2 protein-coding genes are annotated in these 15,900 nt (G+C 51.2%); both read right to left on the reverse strand.

Annotation, left to right across the window (positions count from 1 at the left end; all coding sequences use genetic code 11):
- Nucleotides 1-79: 79 nt before the first annotated feature.
- The gene (locus NL930_RS08705) at nt 80-15,154 is read right to left on the reverse strand and encodes a retention module-containing protein (RefSeq protein ID WP_354672752.1); all 15,075 of its coding nucleotides are present in this window, start codon (nt 15,152-15,154) and stop codon (nt 80-82) included.
- 125 nt (nt 15,155-15,279) lie between these two features.
- A complete protein-coding gene (locus tag NL930_RS08710; RefSeq protein WP_254376403.1) occupies nt 15,280-15,900 on the reverse strand; it encodes a response regulator transcription factor in 621 nt (206 codons plus the stop codon).

Here is a 15,900-nt window from a genome sequence, read left to right on the forward strand (position 1 = left end):
TTTGTCAAAATTATCGATAGCAATAAAAAGAAGAGAAGAAGCATATACGCCTTCCCTCCTCTTTTTACATATTAAAATATTATTTAAAATCCGTATGGACGATACTGTCTTGAACATCGATTTTAATCGTGCTTCCGCCGACCGTGGCCTCATAGCGCGTAAATCCGACATCTAACCCCGTCGTATCGGTACTTGCCGTCCAACCGGTACCCGAGATCGTATCGTCGTTACTGCCCAGCACTTTTAAAACCGTATGGGTATCATCGGTAATATTGAGAACATCCGCCGGATTTAGCGTCATTTTAATACTGGCTTTCGTCATATCTAAGACTTCGATACTCTCAATTTTTCCGTCTGAAATACCGCTCAAATTGACTGTTGCGTTTGAAGCAAACAACAGCGTATCAAGAGCCGTTCCACCATCGATAACGGTATCAGCAGCATCGTATACGAGCGTATCGTTACCGGCTCCTCCGTAGAGTTTATCGGCTCCAGCACCGCCGTAAAGAACATCGCTCCCGTCTCCGGCATTAATAACGTCATTTCCTGCACCGCCGTAGATAACATCGTTCCCGTCTCCGGCATTAATAACGTCATCTCCGGCATAACCGCGAATCAAATCGTTTGAAGAAGTACCGTTAATCGTATCATTGCCTTCCGTTGCGGAAGAGTAGGTATTAGTTGTTTCTGTAACGACGATACTAAAGCTATCGCTCGTACTCGCATGACTACCGTTGGATTCCGTGGCCGTAGCCGTGACGGTAATATTGATTGTTCCGGTATAATTGTCGGCAGGGAGCAAATAAAGATTTTTCAATTGATCCGCCGTCAAAGTCCATGTTCCGTCACTATTATGAGTCCCCGCCGTTAATATAGCACCGGTAGGAATTCCTGCTAACGAAACGCTCACACTTTCCGAACCGTCCAAATCGGAAGAAGCGGCATAAAGATGAAGAGCGATAGGACTACCGTATGCCGTTGTCGATCCTGAAAGAGTAATATTGGCATTCGAGAGTGAAAGCGAAGAATCTTTATTACTATCCCCTCCGTTTAAAATAAGCCATTGAAACGTATAGTCTCCGTTTGAAGTAGCCGTATAACTATACGAACCGCTATTGGTTAATGTCGTCGATGTTATTTCCGATGCAGAAACAATCGTTGAAGATCTATTGCCGTTAGGATCCGTGACTATCAAAACAACTAAATCATTGTAACCGTTTTGTATTTCTGAAACCGTATTTTCTCCGTTTTTAAAGATATAATCCCACGAAATCATCATACCGGACGTTAACGAATAATGAGACTCCGATACTTTCCCGTCAATGACGTTAACATTTCCGGGATCGCTCACTTTACCGCCGGTTGGATTAAATCCGTCGAGATAACCGGACGAAAGCCCCAATTCCGTTTCAAGATTTGCTTGAGACACACCGCTGCTCGTATTGGTACCGGCTTGCGTAATAGCAACATCGCTATTATTTGTTGAAATTACGGTTGAACCTTGGTTTGTCGCATAAATATCTGAAACGCTTAATACGGGAATATCCGCCACGGCTATAGAAACCGTTTGAGAAGTAAACGCGCTATCTCCGCCGTTTTGCTCCGTTGCGATTGCTTTAATCGTAATATCAAAATCGTTTGATACGGAAGAAGAGACGCTTAACGTTAAACCTTTAGTATAGTCTAAGCTATTCGTACTAATCATCCATGTTCCGTCCGCTTGCAATACGCCTTCACTGAGTGTCACTCCAGCGGGTACTCCCGAAATGATAAGACTTAATGCTTCACTACCGTCTCGATCGATAAGGTTAGAAGTGACATTTAACGTATAGTGTGTAAAAGTCGTTGTACTGAAAGCACTTTGTCCGTAAATCGACCCGTCCGCAAATACAAACCCTTCTATATTATTGAAAGACACCGAAGCACCGGTATCTTTGTCAATCAACGTCCCGTCCATACCGGAATTAACATTATTGTGGTCGTTAATATTGCTAAACGTATAGTGAGATGCACCTTTGCCCAAATAAACGACGTCATACGTACCTGTTCCGTCCGCACCGTTAATACTGTGGATTTGATTACTGTTAATGTCACCTAAAATCGTAATAAAATCCGATGCGGTATTCGATCCGTTTAAATTACCGCTATTAAATGTTTGGCTAATGACATTTGCATTACTAATAATCGGCGTAATCGTACCGTTATTATCGACCGTAAAGAGTTCCGTCGTTCCGTAACTTACAAGTATAGATGTTGTTACGCTAGAACCGACGGTGGCATTTAAAGACGGAGTATCGGCAACTGCCGCAATATCTATAGAGGTTGTATACGAATGAGCACTCCACGCTTTACCGTCACTGACGCTAAACGAAAAAGAACCGTCTGCATCGCTATTGTCCGTTGGGTCAAACGTTAATTTTTCGCTATTAATATCTTCAACGGAGATAATCGTATTAGCACTGACTGCCGTGCCATTAAGATAAAGTGTTCCGTTTGTCGGTAAAGAATCGATACGAATCGAAACTAAACTATCTCCGTCGATATCACCGTAAGTTCCAAAATCGCTTGCATGAAGCGTATAAGGCGTATCCTCTGTAATCGAGATTGTATCATCGATCGATGTCGGCGCATCATTTACCGCGTTGACGTATAAGGTTACGGTGGCCGTGTCGCTTCCTCCTTTGCCATCACTGATCGTATACGTAAAGGATGCTTCTCCATGATAATTTATCTCCGGTATAAACGTAATATGACCGCTTGCAAGCGAAACCGTACCGTGCATTGCATTGGATACGTCAATGACACTTAGCGTATCTCCGTCGTTATCACTATCGTTACCGAGTAAAGCAGAAGTAGGAATACTCAACGATGTATCTTCATTGGTTGTTAACGTATCATTATGACATGTAAGATTATCCGTCGTACTTGAGAGGATATGATAGTTATTGCCTCCGTCGTTACTTAATTCTACTTTTAAAACGGCTTGCCCGCCTTGATCCCAATAAACGATCGATATTTCATGTGTACCGCTTGTCGTAATCGAAAAGTCGCTCTTCGTCTCGTTTGACGAACGATTACCGTTATAAGATGATACCGCTACTCCATCTATATAAATGGCATAACCGTCGTCGGAAGTGACTTTAAAGGAGTAATTCCCTGCACTTAATTCCATACTTCCCGTAAGTTTGATAATAGCATCCGATCCCGTATCGTTTCCTATACTTAAGTGAGTAGCATTCGTACCTAAAAAGGTTGCTAAACTACCGCTGCTACCTAAATTATTACTGACGCCTCCGTAATTAAGTGCCGTTGCGGTAAATGTCGCATCCGGAGTCGTTTGGCTTGCTATAAAGTTTTCAACTTGAGTAATACTGCTTAAATTAGATCCATCCGAGTTTGCACCGCTATCATTATAAACATAATACTCCCCTTTTAAACCGCTTATCAAATACGTATCGTCTTTTGCTTCTGGAACACTATTCCAATCAAAGGTCGCACCGCTACCTTTATTACCGGCAAGATCGGTATAGCTCTCATTCGCAACACTAATGCTTGGCGTCTCCGTACCGCTTTGGGTAAAGGTCGCCGTCCAGACTTTAGGATCGCTGCTGCTTTGCGTTAAGGAACTCAACGTTCCGCCCGTGACGCTAATATCGTTCGTATCGAAACCGCTTGGCGTTTCGCTAAAGCTAAAGGTAATCGTCGTGGATTCGCCGGCGGCAAGGTTGGTATCGCTCGCGCCGATCGCAAGGGTCGGAGCCACGGTATCTGCGCTCAGCGGTAAGGTCGCACCGCTACCTTTATTACCGGCAAGATCGGTATAGCTCTCATTCGCAACACTAATGCTTGGCGTATCCGTACCGCTTTGGGTAAAGGTCGCCGTCCAGACTTTAGGATCGCTGCTGCTTTGCGTTAAGGAACTCAACGTTCCGCCCGTGACGCTAATATCGTTCGTATCGAAACCGCTTGGCGTTTCGCTAAAGCTAAAGGTAATCGTCGTGGATTCGCCGGCGGCAAGGTTGGTATCGCTCGCGCCGATCGCAAGGGTCGGAGCCACGGTATCTGCGCTCAGCGGTAAGGTCGCACCGCTACCTTTATTACCGGCAAGATCGGTATAGCTCTCATTCGCAACACTAATGCTTGGCGTATCCGTACCGCTTTGGGTAAAGGTCGCCGTCCAGACTTTAGGATCGCTGCTGCTTTGCGTTAAGGAACTCAACGTTCCGCCCGTGACGCTAATATCGTTCGTATCGAAACCGCTTGGCGTTTCGCTAAAGCTAAAGGTAATCGTCGTGGATTCGCCGGCGGCAAGGTTGGTATCGCTCGCGCCGATCGCAAGGGTCGGAGCCACGGTATCTGCGCTCAGCGGTAAGGTCGCACCGCTACCTTTATTACCGGCAAGATCGGTATAGCTCTCATTCGCAACACTAATGCTTGGCGTCTCCGTACCGCTTTGGGTAAAGGTCGCCGTCCAGACTTTAGGATCGCTGCTGCTTTGCGTTAAGGAACTCAACGTTCCGCCCGTGACGCTAATATCGTTCGTATCGAAACCGCTTGGCGTTTCGCTAAAGCTAAAGGTAATCGTCGTGGATTCGCCGGCGGCAAGGTTGGTATCGCTCGCGCCGATCGCAAGGGTCGGAGCCACGGTATCTGCGCTCAGCGGTAAGGTCGCACCGCTACCTTTATTACCGGCAAGATCGGTATAGCTCTCATTCGCAACACTAATGCTTGGCGTATCCGTACCGCTTTGGGTAAAGGTCGCCGTCCAGACTTTAGGATCGCTGCTGCTTTGCGTTAAGGAACTCAACGTTCCGCCCGTGACGCTAATATCGTTCGTATCGAAACCGCTTGGCGTTTCGCTAAAGCTAAAGGTAATCGTCGTGGATTCGCCGGCGGCAAGGTTGGTATCGCTCGCGCCGATCGCAAGGGTCGGAGCCACGGTATCTGCGCTCAGCGGTAAGGTCGCACCGCTACCTTTATTACCGGCAAGATCGGTATAGCTCTCATTCGCAACACTAATGCTTGGCGTCTCCGTACCGCTTTGGGTAAAGGTCGCCGTCCAGACTTTAGGATCGCTGCTGCTTTGCGTTAAGGAACTCAACGTTCCGCCCGTGACGCTAATATCGTTCGTATCGAAACCGCTTGGCGTTTCGCTAAAGCTAAAGGTAATCGTCGTGGATTCGCCGGCGGCAAGGTTGGTATCGCTCGCGCCGATCGCAAGGGTCGGAGCCACGGTATCTGCGCTCAGCGGTAAGGTCGCACCGCTACCTTTATTACCGGCAAGATCGGTATAGCTCTCATTCGCAACACTAATGCTTGGCGTATCCGTACCGCTTTGGGTAAAGGTCGCCGTCCAGACTTTAGGATCGCTGCTGCTTTGCGTTAAGGAACTCAACGTTCCGCCCGTGACGCTAATATCGTTCGTATCGAAACCGCTTGGCGTTTCGCTAAAGCTAAAGGTAATCGTCGTGGATTCGCCGGCGGCAAGGTTGGTATCGCTCGCGCCGATCGCAAGGGTCGGAGCCACGGTATCTGCGCTCAGCGGTAAGGTCGCACCGCTACCTTTATTACCGGCAAGATCGGTATAGCTCTCATTCGCAACACTAATGCTTGGCGTATCCGTACCGCTTTGGGTAAAGGTCGCCGTCCAGACTTTAGGATCGCTGCTGCTTTGCGTTAAGGAACTCAACGTTCCGCCCGTGACGCTAATATCGTTCGTATCGAAACCGCTTGGCGTTTCGCTAAAGCTAAAGGTAATCGTCGTGGATTCGCCGGCGGCAAGGTTGGTATCGCTCGCGCCGATCGCAAGGGTCGGAGCCACGGTATCTGCGCTCAGCGGTAAGGTCGCACCGCTACCTTTATTACCGGCAAGATCGGTATAGCTCTCATTCGCAACACTAATGCTTGGCGTATCCGTACCGCTTTGGGTAAAGGTCGCCGTCCAGACTTTAGGATCGCTGCTGCTTTGCGTTAAGGAACTCAACGTTCCGCCCGTGACGCTAATATCGTTCGTATCGAAACCGCTTGGCGTTTCGCTAAAGCTAAAGGTAATCGTCGTGGATTCGCCGGCGGCAAGGTTGGTATCGCTCGCGCCGATCGCAAGGGTCGGAGCCACGGTATCTGCGCTCAGCGGTAAGGTCGCACCGCTACCTTTATTACCGGCAAGATCGGTATAGCTCTCATTCGCAACACTAATGCTTGGCGTATCCGTACCGCTTTGGGTAAAGGTCGCCGTCCAGACTTTAGGATCGCTGCTGCTTTGCGTTAAGGAACTCAACGTTCCGCCCGTGACGCTAATATCGTTCGTATCGAAACCGCTTGGCGTTTCGCTAAAGCTAAAGGTAATCGTCGTGGATTCGCCGGCGGCAAGGTTGGTATCGCTCGCGCCGATCGCAAGGGTCGGAGCCACGGTATCTGCGCTCAGCGGTAAGGTCGCACCGCTACCTTTATTACCGGCAAGATCGGTATAGCTCTCATTCGCAACACTAATGCTTGGCGTATCCGTACCGCTTTGGGTAAAGGTCGCCGTCCAGACTTTAGGATCGCTGCTGCTTTGCGTTAAGGAACTCAACGTTCCGCCCGTGACGCTAATATCGTTCGTATCGAAACCGCTTGGCGTTTCGCTAAAGCTAAAGGTAATCGTCGTGGATTCGCCGGCGGCAAGGTTGGTATCGCTCGCGCCGATCGCAAGGGTCGGAGCCACGGTATCTGCGCTCAGCGGTAAGGTCGCACCGCTACCTTTATTACCGGCAAGATCGGTATAGCTCTCATTCGCAACACTAATGCTTGGCGTATCCGTACCGCTTTGGGTAAAGGTCGCCGTCCAGACTTTAGGATCGCTGCTGCTTTGCGTTAAGGAACTCAACGTTCCGCCCGTGACGCTAATATCGTTCGTATCGAAACCGCTTGGCGTTTCGCTAAAGCTAAAGGTAATCGTCGTGGATTCGCCGGCGGCAAGGTTGGTATCGCTCGCGCCGATCGCAAGGGTCGGAGCCACGGTATCTGCGCTCAGCGGTAAGGTCGCACCGCTACCTTTATTACCGGCAAGATCGGTATAGCTCTCATTCGCAACACTAATGCTTGGCGTCTCCGTACCGCTTTGGGTAAAGGTCGCCGTCCAGACTTTAGGATCGCTGCTGCTTTGCGTTAAGGAACTCAACGTTCCGCCCGTGACGCTAATATCGTTCGTATCGAAACCGCTTGGCGTTTCGCTAAAGCTAAAGGTAATCGTCGTGGATTCGCCGGCGGCAAGGTTGGTATCGCTCGCGCCGATCGCAAGGGTCGGAGCCACGGTATCTGCGCTCAGCGGTAAGGTCGCACCGCTACCTTTATTACCGGCAAGATCGGTATAGCTCTCATTCGCAACACTAATGCTTGGCGTCTCCGTACCGCTTTGGGTAAAGGTCGCCGTCCAGACTTTAGGATCGCTGCTGCTTTGCGTTAAGGAACTCAACGTTCCGCCCGTGACGCTAATATCGTTCGTATCGAAACCGCTTGGCGTTTCGCTAAAGCTAAAGGTAATCGTCGTGGATTCGCCGGCGGCAAGGTTGGTATCGCTCGCGCCGATCGCAAGGGTCGGAGCCACGGTATCTGCGCTCAGCGGTAAGGTCGCACCGCTACCTTTATTACCGGCAAGATCGGTATAGCTCTCATTCGCAACACTAATGCTTGGCGTATCCGTACCGCTTTGGGTAAAGGTCGCCGTCCAGACTTTAGGATCGCTGCTGCTTTGCGTTAAGGAACTCAACGTTCCGCCCGTGACGCTAATATCGTTCGTATCGAAACCGCTTGGCGTTTCGCTAAAGCTAAAGGTAATCGTCGTGGATTCGCCGGCGGCAAGGTTGGTATCGCTCGCGCCGATCGCAAGGGTCGGAGCCACGGTATCTGCGCTCAGCGGTAAGGTCGCACCGCTACCTTTATTACCGGCAAGATCGGTATAGCTCTCATTCGCAACACTAATGCTTGGCGTCTCCGTACCGCTTTGGGTAAAGGTCGCCGTCCAGACTTTAGGATCGCTGCTGCTTTGCGTTAAGGAACTCAACGTTCCGCCCGTGACGCTAATATCGTTCGTATCGAAACCGCTTGGCGTTTCGCTAAAGCTAAAGGTAATCGTCGTGGATTCGCCGGCGGCAAGGTTGGTATCGCTCGCGCCGATCGCAAGGGTCGGAGCCACGGTATCTGCGCTCAGCGGTAAGGTCGCACCGCTACCTTTATTACCGGCAAGATCGGTATAGCTCTCATTCGCAACACTAATGCTTGGCGTCTCCGTACCGCTTTGGGTAAAGGTCGCCGTCCAGACTTTAGGATCGCTGCTGCTTTGCGTTAAGGAACTCAACGTTCCGCCCGTGACGCTAATATCGTTCGTATCGAAACCGCTTGGCGTTTCGCTAAAGCTAAAGGTAATCGTCGTGGATTCGCCGGCGGCAAGGTTGGTATCGCTCGCGCCGATCGCAAGGGTCGGAGCCACGGTATCTGCGCTCAGCGGTAAGGTCGCACCGCTACCTTTATTACCGGCAAGATCGGTATAGCTCTCATTCGCAACACTAATGCTTGGCGTATCCGTACCGCTTTGGGTAAAGGTCGCCGTCCAGACTTTAGGATCGCTGCTGCTTTGCGTTAAGGAACTCAACGTTCCGCCCGTGACGCTAATATCGTTCGTATCGAAACCGCTTGGCGTTTCGCTAAAGCTAAAGGTAATCGTCGTGGATTCGCCGGCGGCAAGGTTGGTATCGCTCGCGCCGATCGCAAGGGTCGGAGCCACGGTATCTGCGCTCAGCGGTAAGGTCGCACCGCTACCTTTATTACCGGCAAGATCGGTATAGCTCTCATTCGCAACACTAATGCTTGGCGTATCCGTACCGCTTTGGGTAAAGGTCGCCGTCCAGACTTTAGGATCGCTGCTGCTTTGCGTTAAGGAACTCAACGTTCCGCCCGTGACGCTAATATCGTTCGTATCGAAACCGCTTGGCGTTTCGCTAAAGCTAAAGGTAATCGTCGTGGATTCGCCGGCGGCAAGGTTGGTATCGCTCGCGCCGATCGCAAGGGTCGGAGCCACGGTATCTGCGCTCAGCGGTAAGGTCGCACCGCTACCTTTATTACCGGCAAGATCGGTATAGCTCTCATTCGCAACACTAATGCTTGGCGTATCCGTACCGCTTTGGGTAAAGGTCGCCGTCCAGACTTTAGGATCGCTGCTGCTTTGCGTTAAGGAACTCAACGTTCCGCCCGTGACGCTAATATCGTTCGTATCGAAACCGCTTGGCGTTTCGCTAAAGCTAAAGGTAATCGTCGTGGATTCGCCGGCGGCAAGGTTGGTATCGCTCGCGCCGATCGCAAGGGTCGGAGCCACGGTATCTGCGCTCAGCGGTAAGGTCGCACCGCTACCTTTATTACCGGCAAGATCGGTATAGCTCTCATTCGCAACACTAATGCTTGGCGTATCCGTACCGCTTTGGGTAAAGGTCGCCGTCCAGACTTTAGGATCGCTGCTGCTTTGCGTTAAGGAACTCAACGTTCCGCCCGTGACGCTAATATCGTTCGTATCGAAACCGCTTGGCGTTTCGCTAAAGCTAAAGGTAATCGTCGTGGATTCGCCGGCGGCAAGGTTGGTATCGCTCGCGCCGATCGCAAGGGTCGGAGCCACGGTATCTGCGCTCAGCGGTAAGGTCGCACCGCTACCTTTATTACCGGCAAGATCGGTATAGCTCTCATTCGCAACACTAATGCTTGGCGTATCCGTACCGCTTTGGGTAAAGGTCGCCGTCCAGACTTTAGGATCGCTGCTGCTTTGCGTTAAGGAACTCAACGTTCCGCCCGTGACGCTAATATCGTTCGTATCGAAACCGCTTGGCGTTTCGCTAAAGCTAAAGGTAATCGTCGTGGATTCGCCGGCGGCAAGGTTGGTATCGCTCGCGCCGATCGCAAGGGTCGGAGCCACGGTATCTGCGCTCAGCGGTAAGGTCGCACCGCTACCTTTATTACCGGCAAGATCGGTATAGCTCTCATTCGCAACACTAATGCTTGGCGTCTCCGTACCGCTTTGGGTAAAGGTCGCCGTCCAGACTTTAGGATCGCTGCTGCTTTGCGTTAAGGAACTCAACGTTCCGCCCGTGACGCTAATATCGTTCGTATCGAAACCGCTTGGCGTTTCGCTAAAGCTAAAGGTAATCGTCGTGGATTCGCCGGCGGCAAGGTTGGTATCGCTCGCGCCGATCGCAAGGGTCGGAGCCACGGTATCTGCGCTCAGCGGTAAGGTCGCACCGCTACCTTTATTACCGGCAAGATCGGTATAGCTCTCATTCGCAACACTAATGCTTGGCGTATCCGTACCGCTTTGGGTAAAGGTCGCCGTCCAGACTTTAGGATCGCTGCTGCTTTGCGTTAAGGAACTCAACGTTCCGCCCGTGACGCTAATATCGTTCGTATCGAAACCGCTTGGCGTTTCGCTAAAGCTAAAGGTAATCGTCGTGGATTCGCCGGCGGCAAGGTTGGTATCGCTCGCGCCGATCGCAAGGGTCGGAGCCACGGTATCTGCGCTCAGCGGTAAGGTCGCACCGCTACCTTTATTACCGGCAAGATCGGTATAGCTCTCATTCGCAACACTAATGCTTGGCGTCTCCGTACCGCTTTGGGTAAAGGTCGCCGTCCAGACTTTAGGATCGCTGCTGCTTTGCGTTAAGGAACTCAACGTTCCGCCCGTGACGCTAATATCGTTCGTATCGAAACCGCTTGGCGTTTCGCTAAAGCTAAAGGTAATCGTCGTGGATTCGCCGGCGGCAAGGTTGGTATCGCTCGCGCCGATCGCAAGGGTCGGAGCCACGGTATCTGCGCTCAGCGGTAAGGTCGCACCGCTACCTTTATTACCGGCAAGATCGGTATAGCTCTCATTCGCAACACTAATGCTTGGCGTATCCGTACCGCTTTGGGTAAAGGTCGCCGTCCAGACTTTAGGATCGCTGCTGCTTTGCGTTAAGGAACTCAACGTTCCGCCCGTGACGCTAATATCGTTCGTATCGAAACCGCTTGGCGTTTCGCTAAAGCTAAAGGTAATCGTCGTGGATTCGCCGGCGGCAAGGTTGGTATCGCTCGCGCCGATCGCAAGGGTCGGAGCCACGGTATCTGCGCTCAGCGGTAAGGTCGCACCGCTACCTTTATTACCGGCAAGATCGGTATAGCTCTCATTCGCAACACTAATGCTTGGCGTATCCGTACCGCTTTGGGTAAAGGTCGCCGTCCAGACTTTAGGATCGCTGCTGCTTTGCGTTAAGGAACTCAACGTTCCGCCCGTGACGCTAATATCGTTCGTATCGAAACCGCTTGGCGTTTCGCTAAAGCTAAAGGTAATCGTCGTGGATTCGCCGGCGGCAAGGTTGGTATCGCTCGCGCCGATCGCAAGGGTCGGAGCCACGGTATCTGCGCTCAGCGGTAAGGTCGCACCGCTACCTTTATTACCGGCAAGATCGGTATAGCTCTCATTCGCAACACTAATGCTTGGCGTCTCCGTACCGCTTTGGGTAAAGGTCGCCGTCCAGACTTTAGGATCGCTGCTGCTTTGCGTTAAGGAACTCAACGTTCCGCCCGTGACGCTAATATCGTTCGTATCGAAACCGCTTGGCGTTTCGCTAAAGCTAAAGGTAATCGTCGTGGATTCGCCGGCGGCAAGGTTGGTATCGCTCGCGCCGATCGCAAGGGTCGGAGCCACGGTATCTGCGCTCAGCGGTAAGGTCGCACCGCTACCTTTATTACCGGCAAGATCGGTATAGCTCTCATTCGCAACACTAATGCTTGGCGTATCCGTACCGCTTTGGGTAAAGGTCGCCGTCCAGACTTTAGGATCGCTGCTGCTTTGCGTTAAGGAACTCAACGTTCCGCCCGTGACGCTAATATCGTTCGTATCGAAACCGCTTGGCGTTTCGCTAAAGCTAAAGGTAATCGTCGTGGATTCGCCGGCGGCAAGGTTGGTATCGCTCGCGCCGATCGCAAGGGTCGGAGCCACGGTATCTGCGCTCAGCGGTAAGGTCGCACCGCTACCTTTATTACCGGCAAGATCGGTATAGCTCTCATTCGCAACACTAATGCTTGGCGTCTCCGTACCGCTTTGGGTAAAGGTCGCCGTCCAGACTTTAGGATCGCTGCTGCTTTGCGTTAAGGAACTCAACGTTCCGCCCGTGACGCTAATATCGTTCGTATCGAAACCGCTTGGCGTTTCGCTAAAGCTAAAGGTAATCGTCGTGGATTCGCCGGCGGCAAGGTTGGTATCGCTCGCGCCGATCGCAAGGGTCGGAGCCACGGTATCTGCGCTCAGCGGTAAGGTCGCACCGCTACCTTTATTACCGGCAAGATCGGTATAGCTCTCATTCGCAACACTAATGCTTGGCGTCTCCGTACCGCTTTGGGTAAAGGTCGCCGTCCAGACTTTAGGATCGCTGCTGCTTTGCGTTAAGGAACTCAACGTTCCGCCCGTGACGCTAATATCGTTCGTATCGAAACCGCTTGGCGTTTCGCTAAAGCTAAAGGTAATCGTCGTGGATTCGCCGGCGGCAAGGTTGGTATCGCTCGCGCCGATCGCAAGGGTCGGAGCCACGGTATCTGCGCTCAGCGGTAAGGTCGCACCGCTACCTTTATTACCGGCAAGATCGGTATAGCTCTCATTCGCAACACTAATGCTTGGCGTATCCGTACCGCTTTGGGTAAAGGTCGCCGTCCAGACTTTAGGATCGCTGCTGCTTTGCGTTAAGGAACTCAACGTTCCGCCCGTGACGCTAATATCGTTCGTATCGAAACCGCTTGGCGTTTCGCTAAAGCTAAAGGTAATCGTCGTGGATTCGCCGGCGGCAAGGTTGGTATCGCTCGCGCCGATCGCAAGGGTCGGAGCCACGGTATCTGCGCTCAGCGGTAAGGTCGCACCGCTACCTTTATTACCGGCAAGATCGGTATAGCTCTCATTCGCAACACTAATGCTTGGCGTATCCGTACCGCTTTGGGTAAAGGTCGCCGTCCAGACTTTAGGATCGCTGCTGCTTTGCGTTAAGGAACTCAACGTTCCGCCCGTGACGCTAATATCGTTCGTATCGAAACCGCTTGGCGTTTCGCTAAAGCTAAAGGTAATCGTCGTGGATTCGCCGGCGGCAAGGTTGGTATCGCTCGCGCCGATCGCAAGGGTCGGAGCCACGGTATCTGCGCTCAGCGGTAAGGTCGCACCGCTACCTTTATTACCGGCAAGATCGGTATAGCTCTCATTCGCAACACTAATGCTTGGCGTCTCCGTACCGCTTTGGGTAAAGGTCGCCGTCCAGACTTTAGGATCGCTGCTGCTTTGCGTTAAGGAACTCAACGTTCCGCCCGTGACGCTAATATCGTTCGTATCGAAACCGCTTGGCGTTTCGCTAAAGCTAAAGGTAATCGTCGTGGATTCGCCGGCGGCAAGGTTGGTATCGCTCGCGCCGATCGCAAGGGTCGGAGCCACGGTATCTGCGCTCAGCGGTAAGGTCGCACCGCTACCTTTATTACCGGCAAGATCGGTATAGCTCTCATTCGCAACACTAATGCTTGGCGTCTCCGTACCGCTTTGGGTAAAGGTCGCCGTCCAGACTTTAGGATCGCTGCTGCTTTGCGTTAAGGAACTCAACGTTCCGCCCGTGACGCTAATATCGTTCGTATCGAAACCGCTTGGCGTTTCGCTAAAGCTAAAGGTAATCGTCGTGGATTCGCCGGCGGCAAGGTTGGTATCGCTCGCGCCGATCGCAAGGGTCGGAGCCACGGTATCTGCGCTCAGCGGTAAGGTCGCACCGCTACCTTTATTACCGGCAAGATCGGTATAGCTCTCATTCGCAACACTAATGCTTGGCGTCTCCGTACCGCTTTGGGTAAAGGTCGCCGTCCAGACTTTAGGATCGCTGCTGCTTTGCGTTAAGGAACTCAACGTTCCGCCCGTGACGCTAATATCGTTCGTATCGAAACCGCTTGGCGTTTCGCTAAAGCTAAAGGTAATCGTCGTGGATTCGCCGGCGGCAAGGTTGGTATCGCTCGCGCCGATCGCAAGGGTCGGAGCGGTTGTCTCGACCGTGAAAGTCTCACCGTTTGCGGTAGTACTGTTGCCTGCAGTATCAGTTGCTTTAATGCTTGGCGTATAGGTTCCATCCGGTAAGGGATCCGCTACGGCAACGCTCCATTTGCCTGTTGCATCTGCCGTTGTTGTATAGATATGTCCGTTGAGCGTCACATCGACGGTGCTACCCATTTCTGCTGTTCCGCTGAGAGTCGGTTTGGTATTCGCGGTGATGTTATCGCTAGTGAAAACGCCCGTATCGTTCGTACCATCGTCTTCTGGCAATACACCCGTAGGTGCCGCCACGTGGGTATCGAGCGTAAAGGTAAGCGTTGCGGGTGCGGAAGTGTTTCCGGTGGTATCGGTTTGACGTACCGCAATGGTATTTGCTCCCTCCACGGCCGTTGGTAGGGTGGTACTCCATGTGTTTCCACCATCGATGCTGTATTCCACCGTTGCACCGCTTTCGATACCGGTTACGGTGTAGGTACCGGTTTTAGTGATGCCATCATTCGCAGAGCTTCCCGTATCGCTGTCTAAGGTAATACTCGGTGCCGCCGGGATAGTGGTATCAACCGTACCGCTAGAAGCTGTTTCGTAAGAAAAGGTATTATTGCTATCTTGGTTTGCATTTAAAGAGCGTTGTTCGGAAATAACGCTGCTTTCGTTTCCTCCCACGAGGTATTGTGCGGTAGCAAAGCCTGAGACGACGTTACCGCCGCTTGCACTAGCACCCGTATCTCCACCGGCCGCCGTTGCTTCTAAAGTGGAGATATCTTCTCCGCGTAAAAGCGCCGCTTGGATATCTTCAACGCTTTGGTTGGAGGAGACGGCTTCTATCGTTTTACCTTGCACGACGGATTCATCGGCGAAATTTTGAGCATGAACGTAAACGCTTTGATCTAAAGTAACGTTATCGTTACCGTTGAGAACGATTTCTCGACCGTCGTTGAGTGTCAAGACGACATGGGAGCCTGCGCCGATCGTACTGATAACGTCTTCTGCATTGAGCGTATCGCCGACTTTTAAAACACGATCTTCTCCCGATGCATTACGCGCCATTACGATGCCGCTGATTTGCTTGATTGTTCCGATAGAAAGTGCCATAGCAAACTCTCCTCATGTATTTTATTTGATACGATTCTAACGCAATCGAAAACAAAATACTATTGTACTTTGGTACAATAATCTTAAAGGGCTTGTTTAGGGGGGGGGAAAACGAAGGGTGAAAATTAGAGAATGAGCGCTAAGGCCAAACGATCTTTAGCACCCGTTTTTTCAAAGATGGAACTTAAATGTGCTTTGACCGTTCGTTCGGTAATTCCTACATGTAGAGCGATTTCTTTATTACTCAAACCTTTTTTGAGCAAAAGTGCGACTTCTTGTTCTTTTTGGGTTAAACGTTTTAAAAGAGGATGGCTCGCAGGCGTCATCGTTTTTTGCGTGTTGAACGTTCGGATCATCGTTTGAATAAACTCGGGATAGAGCCAAATATTTCCTTCCGAAACGCTGTGATAAATCTCATGCAAATGAATCGGTGCCATATGCACGTTTCCGTATGCTTTGATACCCAACGCCAGCCATTTCGAGCCTTCTTCATACGTCGGCATGGCACTAAAAATAACAACATGTACAAAGGAATATTGCTCTCGTAAAGAGACCAAAAGACGTTCGATTTCGGGTATCGTACGGTTGCGCGTATCGACGAAAAGAAGCATGGAAGTATCGTTTTTTTGTAAAAAATCATCCAGCTCCGTTTCGTGCGAAAAGCTACATGTCATTGTTTTTAGCGTACGGAACGCTTCATTCCATACGTTGATGATTACACGATCCGAAGAATAAAAAACAACCAT

The sequence above is a fragment of the Sulfurospirillum sp. hDNRA2 genome (genome assembly GCF_024206095.2).
Taxonomy (GTDB): domain Bacteria; phylum Campylobacterota; class Campylobacteria; order Campylobacterales; family Sulfurospirillaceae; genus Sulfurospirillum.

Excerpts from the sequence above, each read along its gene's own strand:
- NL930_RS08710 (WP_254376403.1), bottom strand. The coding sequence starts at position 15,900 with ATGGTTGTTTTTTATTCTTCGGATCGTGTAATCATCAACGTATGGAAT.
- NL930_RS08705 (WP_354672752.1), bottom strand. The coding sequence starts at position 15,154 with ATGGCACTTTCTATCGGAACAATCAAGCAAATCAGCGGCATCGTAATG.